This window comes from Actinomycetospora sp. CA-084318, assembly GCF_050955885.1.
Taxonomy (GTDB): domain Bacteria; phylum Actinomycetota; class Actinomycetes; order Mycobacteriales; family Pseudonocardiaceae; genus Actinomycetospora.
In genome coordinates this window covers 152,857-170,413 of record NZ_CP192098.1, presented here as the reverse complement: position 1 = coordinate 170,413, position 17,557 = coordinate 152,857, and the positions used below count along the sequence as shown (strand labels likewise).

The window sequence follows — 17,557 nt, the reverse complement described above, 5'->3', positions numbered from 1 at the left end:
GCACCCCGACCCGTGAGGATCGGATACAAGCTCATCGCCGAGGGCTACGGGCCCACCGAGATGGTCCGCCAGTGCGTGCTGGCCGAGCAGGCGGGATTCGACTTCGTCGAGATCTCCGACCACTTCCACCCCTGGGTCTCCGAGCAGCAGCACTCGGGGTTCGCGTGGTCGATGCTCGCCGCCATGGCCGCGAAGACCGAGCGGATCGAGCTCGCGACCGGCGTGACCTGCCCCTTCATCCGCTACCACCCGGCCGTGATCGCCCAGGCCGCCGCCACCACGCAGATCCTCGCCGAGGGACGCTTCACCCTCGGCGTCGGCGCGGGGGAGCGGCTCAACGAGCACGTCGTCGGGCAGGGCTGGCCCGCGGTGCACGTGCGCCACCGCATGTTCCGGGAGTCGCTGGACATCATCCGGCTGCTCTGGCAGGGCGGCTACCAGAGCTACGAGGGCCGGCACCTGACCCTCGAGGACGCGCGGGTCTTCGACCTGCCCGAGACGCTGCCGAAGATCGTCGTCGCCGCCGGCGGTCGACGCGCGGCGGCGCTGGCGGCCGAGCTCGGCGACGGCCTGTTCGTCACGGAGCCCCGCGGCGACCTGGTGGAGACCTACCGCGGCCAGGGCGGCGACGGCCCGACCTACGCCGAGGTGCCGCTGTCCTACGCGAGCACGGTCGAGGAGGCCGCCGAGTCGGCCCGGAAGCTCTTCCGCTTCGGGATCACCGGCTGGAAGGTGCAGGCCGAGCTGCCCAACCCGGTGAACTTCGACGCGGCCACCGCCCTGGTCACCGCGGACGTGATGGCGGAGAACTTCGGCTGCGGGCCGGACATGGACCACCACGTGGAGACCGCGCGCCCGTTCGCCGAGGCGGGCTACGACCACCTGGCGCTGATCAACGCGGGCCCGGACGTGGACGGCTTCTTCGAGCACGCCGCGAACGGGCTGATCGAGAAGGTGCGGGCCCTGGGCGCGTGACGGCGACGACCGGCCCTCTCCCCCCGGGAGGGCCGGCCGCCGCGGGACGGCGCACAAACCGGGCGGTCCGTCCGTGGAGCAGTGTGCCCTGTGTGCGGGCACGGTTGAAGTCGACGCGGGTGTGATCCGCCCGGCGGCCCGTCCGGGGCGCCGAGTGAACCAGTGGTCCGTCGAGTCCCCCGAACGACGGCCACACGGCTCCTCCCCGTAATCTGATCGACGATGGGTACGGGCGTCGGGGGACGAGGACCAGGGGTCGGACGATGACCGTCACGTCCCCGCAGGCGGGACCGGACGGGGCACCGGCCGTGGAGGCCCGCCGTCGGCGCACCTTCGCGGTCATCTCCCACCCGGACGCCGGCAAGTCGACGCTCACCGAGGCGCTCGCGCTGCACGCCGAGGTCATCTCGGCCGCCGGCGCGGTGCACGGCAAGGGCGGCCGCAAGGGCGTGACGTCCGACTGGATGGACATGGAGCGCGAGCGCGGGATCTCCGTGACCAGCGCCGTCCTGCAGTTCGCCTACCGCGACCACGTGATCAACCTGCTCGACACCCCGGGCCACGGCGACTTCTCCGAGGACACCTACCGGGTGCTCGCCGCCGTGGACGCCGCGGTGATGCTCCTCGACGCCGCCCGCGGTCTCGAGCCGCAGACCCTGAAGCTCTTCGACGTCTGCCGGGCGCGGGGCGTGCCGGTGCTGACCTTCGTCAACAAGTGGGACCGTCCCGGCCGCGAGCCGCTGGAGCTGGTCGACGAGGTCGAGCAGCGGATCGGGCTCCGGCCCATGCCGATCACGTGGCCGGTCGGCATCGCCGGCGACTTCCACGGCCTGGTCGAGCGGGCCGACGGGACGATGCGCCGCTTCACCCGCGCCGCGCACGGGGCGTCGAAGGCGGCCGAGGAGATCCTCGACGCCGACCGTGCCGCCGCCGAGGAGGGCGTCGACTGGGAGCGGGCCACCGAGGAGCTCGAGCTGCTCGGCGAGATCGGCGCCGACTTCGACCCGGTCGACTTCCACGCGGGCACCGCGACGCCGGTCATGTTCGGGGCCGCGCTGTCGAACATCGGCGTCGCCCGCCTGCTCGACGCGCTCGTCGAGCTCGCGCCCCCGCCCGCCCCCCGGCCGTCGGCCGCCGGCGAGGAACGGCCGATCGACGCGCCGTTCTCCGGTCTGGTGTTCAAGGTCCAGGCCTCGATGGACAAGTCGCACCGCGACCGGGTCGCCTTCGTCCGCGTGTGCTCCGGGCGCTTCGAGCGCGGCATGGTGCTGACCCACGACGCCACTGGCCGGCCCTTCGCGACGAAGTACGCCCAGGCCATGTTCGGCCGGGACCGGTCGACCATCGACGAGGCGTTCCCCGGCGACATCGTCGGGCTGGTCAACGCGAACGCGCTGCGCCCGGGCGACACCCTGTGGGCGGAGAAGCCGGTCACGTTCCCGACCATCCCGAGCTTCGCGCCCGAACACTTCTCCGTGGCGAGGGTGGCGGACGCGTCGAAGACCAAGCAGTTCCGCAAGGGCATCGAGCAGCTCGACTCCGAGGGCGTCATCCAGGTGCTGTCCTCCGACCTGCGCGGTGACCAGGCGCCGGTGCTGGCCGCCGTCGGCCCCCTGCAGTTCGAGGTGGTCGCGGCCCGGCTCGCCGACGAGTTCTCGGCGCCGATCAAGCTCGAACGTCTCGACTACACGATCGCCCGCCGCACCGACGCGGCGGGCGTCGAGGCCCTGAAGGGGGCGATCGGGATCGAGGTGCTCACCCGGCGGACCGACGGCGAGCTGCTCGCGCTCTTCCCGCACAAGTGGCGCCTGCAGGCGGTCGTGCAGAACCAGCCGTCGCTGACGCTGGAACCGCTCATCGCCGAGGGGTCGGGCCAGTGAGGGCACACGGCCTGCTCGGTGCCGCGGTGTCCCTGCTGCTGGTGGCCGGCGTCGTCGTCGGGTGCTCCACCGACGAACCGTCGCGGTCGGGCAGCACCGCACCCGGCGTCGCCGCGACCGGCGAGCCGCCGCCCCTGACCGGCGCGCCCGACCCGGCCACCGTGCCGCCGCCCATCTGGCAGGCGTCGCTGTCCGGGCCGGACCCGCTGCGCAACTTCCGCGACACGCCGTACAACAACGACGGGGCGCCCGCGCCCAAGCTGGTCGACGCGCCCGGCGTGAGCGGCGCCAAAGCCCTCGAGTTCACCGTCCCCGGAGGCGGGCGACGCAGCGAGCTCGAGCCGAACATCAAGTTCTACCGCGAGGGCGACGAGGCCTGGTTCGGTTTCGCGTGGAACCTCCCCTCCGACTTCCCGGTGAACGCCGAGGGCTGGCAGGTCCTCGCCCAGTGGAAGAACTCGGGGGAGGGCAGCCCGCCGATCGAGGTCAAGGTCGAGGGCGGCCAGTTCAAGCTCGACGGCGGCGCGGGCGGCGACGACCCGGGCGGCAACTACTTCTCGGTGCCGATCGGGCCCGCCCTCACCGGGCGCCAGACCGACATCGTCGTGCACATCGTCTTCTCCACCGACCCGCAGAAGGCCTCGGTCGACGTCTGGCAGAACGGCCAGCAGCGGCTGACCGGCTACAAGCCGCCGGGCGGCACGCGCTACGAGGGCGACGACTCCTACCTCAAGACCGGCATCTACCGGGACTCCGCGATCTCCCAGACCGCGAACCTGTTCCTGGTCGACGCCCGCGTGGCCGACAGCTACGAGTCCGCGTCCGCGCTGGTCGGGCCGAAGGGCTGAGCCGGTCGTCGCCCCGGCCCCCCCGGACCCCCCGGACCGAGCGAACGGCACTCTCGCGCACATAGATGCTGCGAGAGTGCCGTTCGCTCGGTCCGGGTGGGGCGGGGTGGGGCTGGGTGCGGCGGCTCAGGCCGTCGGGCGCCGACCCGCGGGGAGTCCGCGCGGCGGGATCGCGTCGTTGATGATCTTCGAGAGGGTGTCGGGGTCGTCGACCTCCACCACCACCCGGTGGTAGGGCTCGCCCCGCAGGTAGATGGCCAGCAGCGTCGTCGCCGCGTGCACCATCCACAGCTGCCGGCGCTCGCCGACGCCGTAGGTCCCCGCGCGCAGCAGACCGGGCACGCTCACGCCGGGCAGGTGCACGCGGGGACTGGCCACCACGGCGTCCCGGCGACCGAGCGTGCGAGCGCCGAGGACGCGGTCGATCGGCAGGAACAGACCACTGCGGAACGCGTAGAACCGATCACGCCCGGTGAACCGGAGCAGAACTCCCTGCTCGGTCACCCTGGTCTGGACGCCCACCCCGCGGCCCCCTCCGCGCACCCGTCGCGCGTCCTACGGACGACCGGCCCGGGCCGACGACTGCTCGTAGGCCTGCGCGGCGGCCCGCCGGGCCTCCTCGTAGCCCTTCGCGACGGCCGTGTGCCCGTCGTCGTGGGCCTCGGCGACCGCCCGCTCGGCGGCCTTCGCCATCTCCGCGAGCGCGCGCTCGGCCTCGTCGGCCGCCCGCGACAGGTCCGAGCTCGCCCCGCCCGAGGCGGCGTCGGACGTGGTGTCCGAGGGCGCGCCGGAGGTGGTGCCGGTGGACGGCCCGGTGTGGTCCGTCGGGTCGGGGGTGCCGTGGCGACCGCGCGTGGGCTCCGCCGGGGCGTTCCCGGTCGACGGGGTGCCCGGTGCGGGGGTCGATGAGGTCACTGCGTCTCCGTGCGTCCGACGTCTCGGGCCGCCCGGCTCGGCGCGCAAGCGATTGCGATGCGGCCGGACCCGGTCGGGCCCGCGTCCGGCCAGCATGGCAAACCGGATGGTCGGGGACGACGCCACCCCCCGCTCAGCGCGGGTACGCCGCCGCGTAACTGGTCCCGATCCGCCAGTCGTCGAAGAACAGCGTGCCCGGTTGGCCGATGGCGGTACTCCGGTAGATGCCGGTCTTGAGGTAACTGGTGGTGCCCGGGTAGAGCGTGCCGGCCGGCGGGCGGAACCCGCGGATCGTCTGCCGCCCGTCGACCCAAGTGTCCACCGACCCGCCGCCCTCGGCGAAGCGGACGTGCACCACCACCTGCTGCGCCCGACCCGGGGTGGCCGGACCCATCGGGATCTCGAACGGCGCCCCGCGGTCGAACCCACCGTCGAGCTGGAACTGTCCGCCGCCGACCTTGACCGAGAGCGGGGGCGAGCCCGTCCCGTCGTTCTTCCACTGCGTGATGACCTGCCAGTCGTCCGTCCCCGCCGGGAACCCCGGGGCCAGGGTCACCGAGAAGCCGAAGAACAGGTCGTCGCCGTTGCGCAGCGACCGGAAGTTCGGCTCCAGCTCGGCCCGCTGCCCGCCGCCGGGCATCGTCACCTGCAGGGCCGGACCGAGCGCCGAGGCCACCACGCCCGGTGCGGCCGCGCTGACCGTGTTCCAGGGCGTGGACCGGTAGTTCGCGAGTCCGCGGGCGAAGTCCGCCTGCCAGAGCAGCTTCCCGCCGTCCGGCGCCGGGCCGCCCGGCACCGTGGTCGGAGCGGCCGGACCGGCGCCCGGCGTGCCCGCGAGGAACCCGACGACGTCGAGCACCACGTGCATCGCCGAGCCGGCGTCGGCCACCTGGATCGTGCCCTGGGGGCTCACCGGGACCACCGCGAAGCCGGGCCGCACCGCGCCGGCGGGCACGACCACCGCCGACGTCGTCGGGGGTGGTCCGGCGCCCCAGACGCCGATCGCGCCGTTCGCCGAGGGCCCGAGCCCGGTGACGTTGAGCAGCACGGACGAGACGCCCGTCGCCGGGACGCCGGCGCGACCGAGGACGGGGACCGTGCGGATCTGGCCCGGCGTCAGCGGTCCCGTCCCGACGGCGGCCGTGGCCGGGTCGGGCGTCCGGCTGTCGTAGAGCCGCGCCGGGGTCACGGCCCGCCCGACCGGCGCCGGCACCACCGCGACCAGGTCCGCCAGCAGGTCGACCGTGCCGGCCTGGTTGGCGACCGTGATCGACCCGTCGTCGCCGACGGGCACGATGGTCATGTTCGGCAGGGTGTCGCCGGGGACGAGGGTGAGCTGCGGCGCGAACGGCTTCGGGCCGCCGGTGCCCCAGGCCGAGACCGTGGTCGGCTGCGCGGCGTCGGTCGCGGTCAGCGAGAGCAGCACCGCCGAGCCGGGCGGCGCCGGTGCGAACCCGCGGCCGTCGACCTGCACCCGCCGCTGCTCGCCGGGCTGCAGCGCGCCCTCCGCGCGCGTGTCCAGCACGCGCTGCGGCACCCCGGAGGCGAGCGGCGAGTTCTCCGGGAACCACCCGACGACGTCGACGGTCGCGTCGGAGACCCCCGTGACGTTGAACAGGCTGACCGCACCGCCGCCGCCCAGCTTGGTGACGATCGTCTTCGTCACCGGCACGTCGGGCGCGAGGGAGAGCGTCGACGTCGGCGGCCGCGGGGCGTCCTGCGGCCACAGCGTCATGTAGGTCGAGCCGAACAGCGTGGTGCCGGTGACGTTAAGGACCACCGTGCCCGCGCCGGTGTCGGGCACGCCGCCGCGCCCGGCCACGGGGATCGAGACCGTCTGCCCCGGGCCGAGCGGACCGGCCGTCGTGAAGCCCTTGTCGACGACCTTCGCGGGCACGCGGGAGTCGAAGAGCCGGGCGGCCTGCAGGGGGACGAAGGCGCCGGCCCCGGCGGGTGGCACCGGCGGCGGGGCGGACTGCGCGAGCGCGGGCGCGGCGCCGCCGAGGAGGGCCGCGACCAGGAGGAGCGGGAGGACCCAGCGCGTTCTCATGGGCTCCTCGAGTGGCGACCGGCGGGGCCACCGCCGTTCCCCCGATCGGGCGGTGCCGGACGACGATGCCACACGGCCCGCGACCGCCGTCCGTCAGGCCCTCCCCCCGTGGCAGCGAAGCGTCGTTGCTGTCACCGGGCGACAGCAACGACGCTTTCCTGCCATCAAGGGGGCAGGACGACGCTTTCCTGCCACCGAGGCCGCGCGCCACCATGGCGCGCATGAGCCTCGAGGTGCAGGTCACGGTGGACGCGGAGGATCCCGGCGCGCTCGCGACGTTCTGGGCGGCGGCGCTGGACTACGAGGTGCAGGCACCCCCGCCACCGTTCGGGTCGTGGGACGAGGCCCTCGAGGCGTGGGGCGTCCCGCCGGAGCGGCGCAACGACGCGTCCGCGGCGGTCGACCCGGACGGCCGGGGGCCGCGGATGTTCTTCCAGCGGGTGCCGGAGGGCAAGACGGTGAAGAACCGGGTGCACCTCGACCTGCGCGCCGCCCCCGGGCTCACCGGCGACGAACGGATGGCCGCGCTCGAGGCCGAGGCGCAGCGTCTCGTCGGACACGGCGCCACCCGGCTGCTGCGCGTCGAGCCGGACCCGCCGCTGATCGGCGGCAACATCGTCATGGCCGACCCCGAGGGCAACGAGTTCTGCCTCGACTGAGCGGTGGCGCGGCGGGGGTATCGTTCTCCGGACCGCCTGCGGGTGGCGTCGGGTGAGCGAGGTACGGGGTGGACGGACGAGTGCGGTCGAGCCGTCTGCGCACCCCCGTCCGCGACGCGGGGCCGTTCCCCACCGATCCGGCCGTGCTCCTGCCCGAGTCGCGGCGCACGTGCCCGGACTGCCACGCCCCGGTCGGCCGCGGGCGCGACGGCCGACCGGGTCGGCTCACCGGCACGTGCCCGGCCTGTCGCTGCGGGTTCGACCTGCGCCCCGACCTCGCCGTCGGCACGGTGCTGGCCGACCGCTACCGGGTGCTCGACGTCCTCGCCCGGGGCGGTGCGTGGCTGTACCGGGCCCACGACGAGGACCGTGACGACGAGGTGGTGCTCGCCCGCGTCCGCGACGACGGCACCGCCGCGACCGCGCTGGTCGGCCGTCCGCACCCGGCGCTCGTCGGGGTGCGGGACGTCCTCGACCACGCCGGCACGCGGCTCGTCCTGGACCGCCTGCACGGCACGCCGCCCCGCGGGCCGCTCCCCCCGGCCGAGGCGGTCCGGATCCTCACCGCGATCGCGCCCGCCGTCGCGCACCTGCACGCGCTCGGGCTGCTGCACGCCGACCTCAAACCCGCCAACGTCCTGCTCACCCCGCGCGGCCCGGTGCTCGTCGACCTCGGGTCGCTGCGCCGCGCCGACGACCGCACCAGTGCGGTGTGGGGCACCGACGGGTTCCTCGCCCCCGAGATCGCCCCGGGCGGCGCCGGCCCGTCCGTGGCCTCCGAGGTCTTCGCCCTCGGCCGGTCGCTGGACGTGCTGCTGGGCGCCCCGGTGCTGCCCCACCTCGGGCCGCCGCGGGAGCCGTCGGTGCTCGACGCGGTCGTCCGCCGGGCGACGGCGGTCGAGCCCGGCCTGCGCCATCCCGACGTCGCGGAGTTCGCCCGCGACCTCGTCCTCGCCCTGCAGCGGGGCCCGGCGTGCACCACCCTCCCGGGGCAACCCGTCGATCACGGCGTGGGCGTGGCGGACGCCGTGGACCTCGTGCACCAAGATGGCTCCCTGCGCTCACCCGCGCCGCCGTCCCGCCCGTCCCAGTCCGAGACAGGAGCCTGCCCGCCGTGACCGAGTCCTCCGCGCCGCCGTCCCCGACGAACGGCCCCGGCGACCCGGCTCGGGGCGGCCCGGATCGCGACCCCGACGCCACCTCCGCCACCACCCACGACCCCGTGACCGCGGACCCGGACGACCCGGACCCCACCGGGGGCGTGCCCGTGCAGTCCGTGGGCCCCGCGGGCAGCGCCGGGGAGCACACCGACCTGCGGGCGGTGCTGGAGGCGACGCGCAACCAGATCGAGACCGCGGACTGCCCGGAGTGCGGCGCGAGCGTCGACGAGGCCCAGGACGTGGTGTGCGGGCGCTGCGGGACGCGGCGTCCCGCGGTGCGCGACCACGTGGAGTTCCGCCTCGGCCCGGCGGCCGCCGTCACCGACCGCGGCCTGCGGCGCCGGCGCAACGAGGACGCCTGCGCGCTGGGCCGGATCGCGACCGCCGACGGCGAGGTGCTGGTGGCGTCCGTGTGCGACGGGGTCGCCTCGGCCCGCCGGGGCGACGAGGCCTCGCTCGCGGCCGCGGAGGCCTGCGTCGCCGCGGTGCTGACGCGGATCACCGCCCGGGGGTCGCTGGGCCTCGACGAGCTCGCCGCCACCGGGGCGGGCGCGGCCGCCGAGGCCGCCGCGGACCTCGTGCGCCACGGCGACCCGGCCGACCCGCCCGCCACCACCTACACCGGCGCGGTCACCCGCGGCGGCTCGGCCGTCGTCTCCTGGGTGGGCGACAGCCGCATCTACTGGCTCGCCGGCGACGGCACCTCGCAGCTGCTCTCCACCGACGACTCGTGGGCCGAGGAGATCGCCGCCGCCGGGGTGATGAGCCGCGAGCAGGCCCACGCCGACCGTCGTGCCCACGTGCTCACCCGCTGGCTGGGCTACGACTCGCCCGAGGGGCCCGCGCGCGCCCGCCGCTTCCGGCCCGCCGGGCCCGGCTTCCTGCTGCTGTGCAGCGACGGCATCTGGAACCACGTGCCCGACGCCGACCGGCTCGCCGCCGTCCTGGCCTCCGGGCGTGGCGCGGCCGACGTGCTCGGCGACGCCCGGGCCCTCGTCGACGCGGCGCTGGCCGACGGCGGCTACGACAACGCGACCGTCGCGCTCGTCCCCCTCGACCCGGCCGACGGCGACGAGTGGGACACCCGCTCGGGCGGGGAGGACACCGGTCCCATCCTCATCCCCCTCGACCCCGACGACGACGCCCGCCGCGACCCGGCCGCCGAGTCGACGGTGGACCCACCCGACGGGTCGGCGTGACGCGCTGGACCGCGCGCGTCTGGGCCGACCGGGACCACTACGAGCTGGTGCGCGCGCGGGACGACGGGTCGTCACCGGTCCCGGAGTTCCCGCGCGAGCCGCGGGAGTTCACCGTCGAGCTGGCGGGCGAGCAGGTGGCGATCGGGCGGCGGCCGGTGGCCGACGAGGCGGGCGCCGCGGAGCGGGCCGGTCCCGCCCCGTCCCCGGACGACCCCGGGATCGACCTGACCGGTCCGCCGCGCGACCCGGGCGTCTCGCACCTGCACGCGGTGCTGCTGTCCGTCGGCGACGACCGCTGGGTGGTCCTCGACGCCGGGTCCACCAACGGCACCACCGTGAACTACGGCGCGGAGGCCCTGACGCCGGGCGCGCCGGTCCCGCTGAGCTCCGGGGACACGATCCACGTCGGTGCGTGGACCACGATCACCGTCCGGCGACGGGACGACGCAGCGGATCGAGCCTGAGCCGCAGGGTCGCCGGGTCGGCCTCGGCCGCCGGGACCACCACCGCGCGCCGCTGCCCCCGGGCGAGGACGAAGCGCGCGGCGAGGAAGCTCGCCGGCACCGCGGCGACGGACGCGACCAGCGGGGCGATGCGCTCGTCCACCCCGAGGGTCACGAGCGCGACGACGCCGACCGTGGTCGCCGCGATGTTCACCGCCTGCGACGCCGGGTAGAGCACGAACCGCCGCCAGGACGGGCGGAGCCGGAAGGTGAAGCGGCAGTTCAGGAAGAACGACACGATCATCGCGACGCCGAGCCCGAGGACGTGGGCGGTCAGGTAGCCGACCTCGCGCAGGGCCAGCAGGTAGACCGCGTAGTAGGTCACCGCGTTGACCACGCCGACGAGGGCGTAGCGCACGAGGGCGGCGAGGGTCCTGGTCATGTCGCCGTGTCCGTACCCGCGGCGCGCACGGTTCAGTGCACGGCCGAGGTGGACACCGCGAGGAAGAGCAGTACCGCCCAGGCGAGGCCGAGCACCTGGAGCACCCGGTCGTTGATCACGATCTCCTCGGGCTCCCCGCCGTTGCCGCCGTCGACGTCGACCGCGTAGCGCAGGATCGCCACCACGAACGGCACCACCGAGATGATCGCCCACATGCTCGGCGGGGTCGGCAGGGCGTTGCGGACCGGCTGCACGCCGATCTGGAAGGCCCACAGCGAGTAGGCCAGGATCACGATGGTGGCCGAGAGCGACCACACGAACCGCAGGTACGAGGCGGAGTAGCGCTCCAGCGACTTGCGGATCTTGGCTCCGGTGCGCTCGGCGAGCCGCATCTCCGCGTACCGCTTGCCCGAGGCCATGAACAGCGAGCCGAACGCCATGGTCAGCAGGAACCACGGCGAGAGGTACAGCGACGCGGCCGCGCCGCCGGCGATGGCGCGCATGAGGAAGCCGGAGCTCACGATGCACACGTCGATGACGGGCTCGTGCTTGAGCCACAGGCAGTACGCGAGCTGGACGACCACGTAGACCACGACGACGATCGCCAGGTCCAGCGAGGCCACGAAGCTCAGCGCGATCGCCCCGGCGAAGAGCACCACCGCGGTCCCGTAGGCCACCGCGGGCGGCACGATCCCGGCCGCGATCGGGCGGAACCGCTTCTTCGGGTGCGCCCGGTCGGCCTCGACGTCGCGCGCGTCGTTGACCAGGTACACCCCGGACGCGGCGAGCGAGAACGCCGCGAAGGCGACGAGGACCTGGATCCAGACCGAGAACTCGCCGAGCCGGCCCGCCGCGAAGGGGGCGGCGAAGACGAGGACGTTCTTGACCCACTGCTTGGGCCGCATCGTCTTGAGCAGCCCGAGCGGCACCGCCAGCGGCCCGGTGCGCCGCACCGGGACCGCCGTGTCCTCCGGGGCGTCCTCCGGCTCGCGGTTCTCGTCGAGGACGACCTCCTCGGCGGCGGGCTCGGAGGGGAGGGCGGCGGCCTTCTCCTGGGACGTGGTCATCGGGTCCTCCAGCGGCCCAGTCGGCCCCGCTCGATCACGCGGCGCGTCGCGAGGGCGCACGCGGCTCCGAGGGCGGTTCCGGCCAGCACGTCGGTCGGGTAGTGGACGCCCAGCACGAGGCGGGAGAGCGCCATCGCCGGGATCACGGCGGTGAGGGGCCCCTCGGCGCCGGAGCGACGCAGCAGGCCGGCGTAGAGCACGACCGCCGCGGTGGTCGACGTGGCGTGCGAGGAGGGGAAGGACAGCCGGCTCGGGGTGCCCACGTGCACGGCGATCCGCGGGTCGTGCGGGCGTCGCCGGCGGACCACCCGCTTCACCGCGATCGAGGCGCCGTGCGCCCCGGCCACGCCCACGGCAGCGGTGGCCCAGGTACGACGACGGGCGGGGTCGAGCGCCGCGCCCGCGGCGCCGAGGGCCAACCAGCCGGCGGCGTGCTCACCGAACAGGGACATCGCCCGCGCGGCACGCACCACCGTGGGGTGGTCGATGCGGCGCTGGACCGCGACCAGCAGCCCGGCCTCGTCGACTCCCCCGGGTGCCCGGTCGAGCACACGTCCTCCTCGGCGCAGCATTCGATTGCGCTCCGATGCTACGCGGGCCTTGACACGCGCCCCCCACCGAGGCAGGGGCCGCGCCGACCGCGGGCTCAGAACCAGCGCTCGAGCACCATCGCCACGCCGTCGTCGTCGTGGTGGCCGGTGACCTCGTCGGCGGCGTCCGCGAGGTCGGGGTGGGCGTTGCCCATCGCCACGCCGTGCCCGGCCCAGCGCAGCATCGCGAGGTCGTTCGGCATGTCCCCGAACGCCACGACCTCCTCCGCCGGCACCCCGTGGTGCGCCGCGGCGAGGGCGAGCCCGTGCGCCTTCGTCACGCCGGGGACCGAGCACTCGACGAGCCCCTTGCCGGTGGAGAACGTGACGTCGACCAGGTCGCCGAGCGTGGCGCGCACCGCGGTGGCCATGGCGTCGCTCGACATGCCCGGGTGCCGCGCGAGCACCTTCACCGCGGGCCGGGCGGCGAGGTCGCCGGTCGCGATCTCGACGTGGTCGGACCCGGGCCACGCGGGCTGGTAGGCCGGTTCGCAGCAGAACTCGGGGGCGTCCACCCGCTCGACCGCGAGCCCTGCGCCGGGCAGCGCGGTGCGGAGCCGGTCGATCACCTCGGCGAGCGCGTCGACGTCGAGCTCCGCGGCCTCGACCACCCGCCGGCTCCCGGCGTCCCAGAGCACCGCGCCATTGGCCGCGACGCACAGGCCGCGCAGCCCGATCGCGTCGCACACCGGGTCGATCCAGCGCGGCGGCCGCCCGGTGGCGATGACCAGCGGCACCCCCGCCTCCGACATGCGCTCCAGGACGCGCACCAGCCGCGGACCCGGCCGGTCGTCGGCACCGAGCAGGGTGCCGTCGACGTCGCTGGCCACCAGGCGGGGTGCTCTCATGTCGGCGATTCTCCGCCGCCGGCGCGTCGCGCGCCCGAGCCCGGGTATGCCGCCTGCATGAGCCACACGCAGACGGCCGCCCGGCTGCTCGAGGACGCGGGCGAGACCTTCGCCGCCGAGGCCGGCATCACGCTCGACGACAAGCCCGCCCCGCTCTACCGGCTGCTCGTCCTCACCGTGCTGCTCTCCAGCCGGGTGCAGGCCCGGCTCGGCACCCGCGCGTGCGCCGAGCTCGTCGACTCCGACCTCGGGACGCCGGACAAGATGCGGGCGGCGACCCACCAGCAGGTCCACGACGCGCTCGACCGCGCGAAGTTCCTCTCGAAGGACCAGACCGCGGACGCCCTGATCGACGGGGCCGCCCTCGTGGCCGACCGGTGGTCCGGCGACCTGCGGCGGATGCGCGCCGAGGCGGACGGCGACGCCGACCGGCTCGGCGAGCTGCTCCGCGAGGTCCCGCGCCTCGGACCGGTCGGGGCCGACATCTTCCTGCGCGAGGTGCAGGCGGTGTGGCCGGAGTTCCGTCCGCACCTCGACGGCAAGGCCACCGACGGGGCGAGGGCGGTCGGGCTGCCGACCGATCCCGACACGCTCGCGGGCCTGGTCGACGAGGGGGATCTGGCCCGCTTCGCGGCCGCGCTCGTCCGGGCGGCGCTGGACGACGAGGTGGCGGAACGCGTCTCGGCGTGATCACGGTCTAGTCTCGGCGCGAACTCGCTCGTCCCCCGATCGGACGAGCGTCCGGCGTGAGAGGCGGTCGCGGTGCTCCTCGACGAGGCCCGCAGGGAGCCCGGCCGGGCCCGACGGCCGGAGGTCGACCTCGACCGCTCGGTGCCCGCCCTCCTGCTCAAGCTCGGTTCCTACCCCCTGCACCACGGTGGGCTCGGGGTGGTGCGGAGCCTGGGTCGGGCCGGCGTCGACGTGTACGCCGTGACCGAGGGGGCGCACACGCCGGTCGCCTGCTCCCGGTACCTGCGCGGCCGGTTCACCTGGCCGACGACCGGCGGGGAGGACCCGGCCGAGCTCGCCGAGGGGCTGCACGCCCTCGCCCGCACGATCGGGCGCCGGCCGGTGCTGGTGCCCACCGACGACGAGAGCGCCATCGCGATCGCCGAGCTCGGCGACGAGCTCGCCGACGACTTCCGCTTCGCGCGCAGCTCCGACCCCGCCCTCCCCCGCCGGGTGGCGAGCAAGGAGGGGCTGGCGGAGGTCTGCGCGCAGCACGGCGTCCCGACCCCGGCCACCGTGGTGCCCGCGTCGCGCGACGAGGTCGAGGCGTACGCGGCGCACGGCACGTTCCCGGTGGTGGTGAAGAGCCGGGCGCCCTTCGAGCGGCACCGCCACCCCTCGGTCCGCTCGACCACCGTGGTCGGCACCCCCGACGAGCTGCGGGCGATGGCCCGGGACTGGGACGACGAGCCCTGGGTGATCCTGCAGGAGTACCTCCCGCCGGAGGACTCCGAGGACTGGGTGGTGCACGCCTGGACCGGCCCGGACTCCGCGGCCGTGTACACCGGGGTGAAGCTGCGCTCGTGGCCGCCGCGCGCCGGCGTCACGACGGCGGGTCGGGCCCGGTGGAACCCCGAGCTCGCCGACCTCGCGACCCGCCTGTTCGCCGCGACCGGGTTCGCCGGCATCGCCGATCTCGACGTCCGCCGGGACCGGCGCGACGGCCGGTACAAGCTGGTGGACTTCAACCCGCGGGTCGGCGCCCAGTTCCGGCTGTTCTCCGACGACGCGGGCCTCGACGTGGTCCGCGCCCAGCACCTGGCGCTGACCGGCCGCCCGGTGCCGTCCGCGGAGGTGCCGGAGGGCCGGGCCTTCGTCGCCGAGGACTTCGACTACGCGGCCCGGGTCGCCTATCGCGGCCGGCGCACCGACGGACCCGCCCCGGCCGGGCGGGCCCCGTCCACCGAGTTCGCCTGGCTCGCCGCCGACGACCCGCTGCCGGTGCTCCCGGTGGTCGTCGGCCGGGCCCGGCCGTTCCTGGCCCGGCTCCTGCCCTGACCGACGTCAGAGGCCTCAGATGATGGCGACGGCGACGACGATGCCGAGCGCGAGGTGCATCCCGGCGATCATCGCCGAGACCGGCGTGTAGCCCTCGTCGTGCAGGCAGGCCCCGACGTCGAGCCGCGAGACGAACTCGAGCCCGCGCACCGCGATCACCTGGGCGAGGATCCCGACCAGGCCGAAGATCAGGGTGTTGAGGATGCCGGTGAGGAAGCCGCCGCCGGAGACGTAGATGGCGGTGACGACGATGAACGCCATCGACACGAGGCCGGAGGCCGCGACGACGACGGCGTTCGGCCGGCCCTCGCGCACCAGCGCGCGCAGGTCCCCGGGCGTGGTCAGGTCGATCGCGAAGTAGCCGACGTACATCAGCACCGCGCCGATCACCGCGTAGATGGCGATCAGGCCGATGCCGGAGAACAGGGTCGGGAAGAAGTCGGGCGTGAGCACGCGGCCCCCAGACGGGTGGTCCAACCGGACGAAAGGGGCGCCAGACTAGCGGGTCAGGCCGATCGGGTTGGGGACCGGCACGACGCTCCAGCACGCGTCCGCGATCGGCGCCAGCAGCTCGGCCAGCCGCTCGGTGCGCTCCGGGCCGAGCGCCGCCCACGGCGCGGCCGCCGCCCGGTCGGTGGCGTCCTCCACAGCGGCGTGCACTGCGGCCGCCTCCGCGGGCGAGTACCGCGCGCGGGCCGCATCCCAGACGTCGTCGGGAAGGCGCCGGCCCAGCCGCAGGTCGCGCTCCGGGGACTCCCCGGCGAGCACCTTGAGCACGTGCGAGTCCACCGGGGAGACGCCGTGCACGGTCAGGGCGGCGAGGTGCCCGTCGCCGCGGTGCTCGCGCAGCGTCGTCGTGGCCTGCCAGAGCGCCAGGTGCGGATCGGCCGGCCGGGGCAGGGCCCGGTTGGCCGCACCGAGGACGCGGCCGGCGTCCTCACAGGCCCGCGACGCCTCCCAGGCGAGGTCGGCGGCCTCCCGCACCGACACGTCGTCGGGAAGGACCGGCAGCTCGCGGACGGCGGCGTCGATGCCGCGCAGCCGGCGTTCGAGCGCCACCTCCGGGGTGACCGTGACGGCCTCGAGGGCGTCGGCGATGCGGTCGGGCGCGAAGCCGCCGAACGCCGCCGTGATCACCGGCGACGGCACCGACCCGAGCGGCGCCGCGCGCTGCGCGACGTAGCGCGACCAGAACGAGGGCCCGAGGTCCTCCGTGGCACGCAGCGAGGCGGGCGCGAAGTAGATCAGCGCGTGGACCGGCTCGAACAGCCGCCACATCCGGCGGGCCGGGTGCACGGTCAGTCCGGGATGCGGTGCGGCACGAACGCCGCGCCGTTGTCGGTGACCAGGCCCGTCGACTCGCGGATGCCCATCCCGGCCGCCTCGTCGCCGACGATCCACGCCCCGAGCACGGGGCGGTAGCCGTCGAACTCCGGCAGCGGGTCGAAGAGCTGGTAGACGTAGCCCTCCTCGCCGTACACCCCGCCGGTCTCGACGACGGGCTCCCCGGCGCCGGCGACGATCTGCACGTTCGCGCCCTCGCGGCCGAGCAGCGGCTTGCGGACGTACTCGGTGAGGAAGCCGGGGTCGCCCAGGCTCGCGGGCAGCAGGTTCGGGTGCCCCGGGTACATCTCCCACAGCACGGCCAGCAGCGCCTTGTTCGAGAGCAGCGTCTTCCACAGCGGCTCGACCCACTGGGTCTCCGGGAGGCTGCGGGTGACGTGCTTGCCGAAGTCGTCGCCGAGGATCCACTCCCAGGGGTAGAGCTTGCAGACGCAGCTCATCGGGGCCTCCTCGAGGTCGACGAACCGGTCCAGCGCGGAGTCCCAGCCGATCTGCTCGATCGCCAGGCCCACGGTGTCCAGCCCGGCCTCGGCGGCCGTCTCCTGGAGGTAGGCGGTGGTGACGTGGTCCTCGCCCGTGGTCTCGGCCTGCGACCAGCAGAAGTGCACGTCGCCGCGCGGCAGGTTCTCCGCGATCGCGCCCCACTGCGCGACGAGCTTCTCGTGCAGCGAGTTCCACTGGTCCTGGTCGCCGTAGACGTCCTTGAGCCAGTACCACTGGCAGATCGACGCCTCGAGCAGCGAGGTCGGGGTGTCGGCGTTGTACTCCAGCAGCTTCGCCGGCCCGGAGCCGTCGTAGCGCAGGTCGAAGCGGCCGTAGAGGTGCGGGTCGTGCCGCTTCCAGGAGTCGGCCACCTGGTCCCAGCACCACTCGGGCAGCGCGAAGTCGCGGAAGCGGCCCGCCGTCACCACGTGGTCCACCGCCTCGAGACACATCGAGTGCAGCAGCTCGACGTCGGCCTCGAGGGAGAGGATCTCGGCCATGTCGAACACGTAGTGCACGGACTCGTCCCAGTACGGGCGGGTGCCGTTGGCGGACGTCGTCGCCGGGGTCCCGAAGACGAGCCCCTGCTCCTCGATCTTCTGGCGCCAGTCGGGGCGGGGGGTGGATCGCTCGCGTCGCACGCGGTG

At 75.0% G+C, this 17,557-nt stretch carries 19 protein-coding genes; 9 read left to right on the top strand and 10 right to left on the bottom strand.

The genetic code is table 11. From position 1 onward, the window contains the following. The first annotated feature begins 12 nt into the window (after positions 1 to 12). The 3 genes from ACQPYX_RS00855 to ACQPYX_RS00845 all read left to right on the top strand — a co-directional run bounded on the left by ACQPYX_RS00855 (position 13) and on the right by ACQPYX_RS00845 (position 3,703). The gene (locus ACQPYX_RS00855; RefSeq protein ID WP_433801028.1) at positions 13 to 975 is read left to right on the top strand and encodes a TIGR03557 family F420-dependent LLM class oxidoreductase; all 963 of its coding nucleotides are present in this window, start codon (positions 13 to 15) and stop codon (positions 973 to 975) included. Positions 976 to 1,238: 263 nt separating this feature from the next. Next, entirely contained in the window at positions 1,239 to 2,855 is a 1,617-nt protein-coding gene (locus ACQPYX_RS00850) for a peptide chain release factor 3 (RefSeq protein WP_433801027.1), read from the top strand. Further along, positions 2,852 to 3,703: a polysaccharide lyase gene (locus ACQPYX_RS00845; protein ID WP_433801026.1), complete on the top strand. Its 852-nt coding sequence runs from the start codon at positions 2,852 to 2,854 to the stop codon at positions 3,701 to 3,703. Before ACQPYX_RS00850 ends, ACQPYX_RS00845 begins: the two co-directional genes overlap by 4 nt. 126 nt (positions 3,704 to 3,829) lie before the next feature. Here the strand turns inward: ACQPYX_RS00845 and ACQPYX_RS00840 are convergent, their stop codons facing one another. The 3 genes from ACQPYX_RS00840 to ACQPYX_RS00830 form a co-directional block, all read right to left on the bottom strand. Continuing rightward, the gene (locus tag ACQPYX_RS00840; RefSeq protein ID WP_433801025.1) at positions 3,830 to 4,207 is read right to left on the bottom strand and encodes a hypothetical protein; all 378 of its coding nucleotides are present in this window, start codon (positions 4,205 to 4,207) and stop codon (positions 3,830 to 3,832) included. Positions 4,208 to 4,258: 51 nt separating this feature from the next. Beyond that, positions 4,259 to 4,618, bottom strand: coding sequence for a hypothetical protein (locus ACQPYX_RS00835; RefSeq protein WP_433801024.1), 360 nt, complete (start codon positions 4,616 to 4,618; stop codon positions 4,259 to 4,261). A gap of 133 nt (positions 4,619 to 4,751) precedes the next feature. Further along, positions 4,752 to 6,668: a heparin lyase I family protein gene (locus ACQPYX_RS00830; RefSeq protein ID WP_433801023.1), complete on the bottom strand. Its 1,917-nt coding sequence runs from the start codon at positions 6,666 to 6,668 to the stop codon at positions 4,752 to 4,754. Between the two features lie 221 nt (positions 6,669 to 6,889). Between ACQPYX_RS00830 and ACQPYX_RS00825 the strand changes: the two genes are divergently transcribed. The 4 genes from ACQPYX_RS00825 to ACQPYX_RS00810 all read left to right on the top strand — a co-directional run bounded on the left by ACQPYX_RS00825 (position 6,890) and on the right by ACQPYX_RS00810 (position 10,150). Continuing rightward, positions 6,890 to 7,327: a VOC family protein gene (locus tag ACQPYX_RS00825; protein WP_433801022.1), complete on the top strand. Its 438-nt coding sequence runs from the start codon at positions 6,890 to 6,892 to the stop codon at positions 7,325 to 7,327. 80 nt (positions 7,328 to 7,407) lie between these two features. Further along, on the top strand, positions 7,408 to 8,445 hold the full coding sequence (locus tag ACQPYX_RS00820) for a protein kinase domain-containing protein (RefSeq protein WP_433801021.1): 1,038 nt from the start codon (positions 7,408 to 7,410) through the stop codon (positions 8,443 to 8,445). Further along, positions 8,442 to 9,686 carry a PP2C family protein-serine/threonine phosphatase gene (locus ACQPYX_RS00815; protein ID WP_433801020.1) on the top strand — a complete coding sequence of 415 codons (1,245 nt, stop codon included), beginning with the start codon at positions 8,442 to 8,444 and terminating at the stop codon, positions 9,684 to 9,686. The genes ACQPYX_RS00820 and ACQPYX_RS00815 overlap by 4 nt, the downstream gene beginning before the upstream one ends. Continuing rightward, a complete protein-coding gene (locus ACQPYX_RS00810) occupies positions 9,683 to 10,150 on the top strand; it encodes an FHA domain-containing protein (protein WP_433801019.1) in 468 nt (155 codons plus the stop codon). Before ACQPYX_RS00815 ends, ACQPYX_RS00810 begins: the two co-directional genes overlap by 4 nt. Here ACQPYX_RS00810 and ACQPYX_RS00805 read toward each other — a convergent pair. From ACQPYX_RS00805 to ACQPYX_RS00790, 4 genes are all read right to left on the bottom strand, one after another. Continuing rightward, entirely contained in the window at positions 10,110 to 10,571 is a 462-nt protein-coding gene (locus ACQPYX_RS00805; RefSeq protein WP_433801018.1) for a GtrA family protein, read from the bottom strand. The genes ACQPYX_RS00810 and ACQPYX_RS00805 overlap by 41 nt on opposite strands. Positions 10,572 to 10,603: 32 nt before the next feature. Then, positions 10,604 to 11,638 (bottom strand): decaprenyl-phosphate phosphoribosyltransferase, encoded by a 1,035-nt coding sequence (locus tag ACQPYX_RS00800; protein WP_433801017.1) that lies wholly within the window; start codon positions 11,636 to 11,638, stop codon positions 10,604 to 10,606. Then, positions 11,635 to 12,210: a phosphatase PAP2 family protein gene (locus tag ACQPYX_RS00795; protein WP_433801016.1), complete on the bottom strand. Its 576-nt coding sequence runs from the start codon at positions 12,208 to 12,210 to the stop codon at positions 11,635 to 11,637. The genes ACQPYX_RS00800 and ACQPYX_RS00795 overlap by 4 nt, the downstream gene beginning before the upstream one ends. 74 nt (positions 12,211 to 12,284) lie before the next feature. Next, positions 12,285 to 13,076, bottom strand: coding sequence for an HAD family hydrolase (locus tag ACQPYX_RS00790; protein WP_433801015.1), 792 nt, complete (start codon positions 13,074 to 13,076; stop codon positions 12,285 to 12,287). A 57-nt stretch (positions 13,077 to 13,133) separates the two neighbouring features. On the opposite strand from ACQPYX_RS00790, the gene ACQPYX_RS00785 reads away from it, so the two are divergent. Continuing rightward, positions 13,134 to 13,766, top strand: coding sequence for an endonuclease (locus ACQPYX_RS00785; protein ID WP_433801014.1), 633 nt, complete (start codon positions 13,134 to 13,136; stop codon positions 13,764 to 13,766). Between the two features lie 72 nt (positions 13,767 to 13,838). Continuing rightward, positions 13,839 to 15,083 carry an ATP-grasp domain-containing protein gene (locus ACQPYX_RS00780; RefSeq protein WP_433801013.1) on the top strand — a complete coding sequence of 415 codons (1,245 nt, stop codon included), beginning with the start codon at positions 13,839 to 13,841 and terminating at the stop codon, positions 15,081 to 15,083. A gap of 15 nt (positions 15,084 to 15,098) precedes the next feature. On the opposite strand, the gene ACQPYX_RS00775 is transcribed toward ACQPYX_RS00780, so the two are convergent. From ACQPYX_RS00775 to ACQPYX_RS00765, 3 genes are read right to left on the bottom strand one after another with little or no spacing between them, the layout of a single operon-like run. Further along, entirely contained in the window at positions 15,099 to 15,536 is a 438-nt protein-coding gene (locus tag ACQPYX_RS00775) for a DUF350 domain-containing protein (protein WP_433801012.1), read from the bottom strand. Positions 15,537 to 15,581: 45 nt separating this feature from the next. Further along, positions 15,582 to 16,379 carry an SCO6745 family protein gene (locus ACQPYX_RS00770; protein ID WP_433801011.1) on the bottom strand — a complete coding sequence of 266 codons (798 nt, stop codon included), beginning with the start codon at positions 16,377 to 16,379 and terminating at the stop codon, positions 15,582 to 15,584. Positions 16,380 to 16,381: 2 nt separating this feature from the next. After that, positions 16,382 to 17,551, bottom strand: a complete 1,170-nt coding sequence (locus ACQPYX_RS00765) for a glutathionylspermidine synthase family protein (RefSeq protein ID WP_433801010.1) — start codon at positions 17,549 to 17,551, stop codon at positions 16,382 to 16,384. Positions 17,552 to 17,557: the final 6 nt, after the last annotated feature.

Coding starts and splice junctions, on each gene's coding strand:
- ACQPYX_RS00850 (WP_433801027.1), top strand. CDS start 1,239: ATGACCGTCACGTCCCCGCAGGCGGGACCGGACGGGGCACCGGCCGTG.
- ACQPYX_RS00830 (WP_433801023.1), bottom strand. CDS start 6,668: ATGAGAACGCGCTGGGTCCTCCCGCTCCTCCTGGTCGCGGCCCTCCTC.
- ACQPYX_RS00825 (WP_433801022.1), top strand. CDS start 6,890: ATGAGCCTCGAGGTGCAGGTCACGGTGGACGCGGAGGATCCCGGCGCG.
- ACQPYX_RS00805 (WP_433801018.1), bottom strand. CDS start 10,571: ATGACCAGGACCCTCGCCGCCCTCGTGCGCTACGCCCTCGTCGGCGTG.
- ACQPYX_RS00800 (WP_433801017.1), bottom strand. CDS start 11,638: ATGACCACGTCCCAGGAGAAGGCCGCCGCCCTCCCCTCCGAGCCCGCC.
- ACQPYX_RS00795 (WP_433801016.1), bottom strand. CDS start 12,210: ATGCTGCGCCGAGGAGGACGTGTGCTCGACCGGGCACCCGGGGGAGTC.
- ACQPYX_RS00790 (WP_433801015.1), bottom strand. CDS start 13,076: ATGAGAGCACCCCGCCTGGTGGCCAGCGACGTCGACGGCACCCTGCTC.
- ACQPYX_RS00785 (WP_433801014.1), top strand. CDS start 13,134: ATGAGCCACACGCAGACGGCCGCCCGGCTGCTCGAGGACGCGGGCGAG.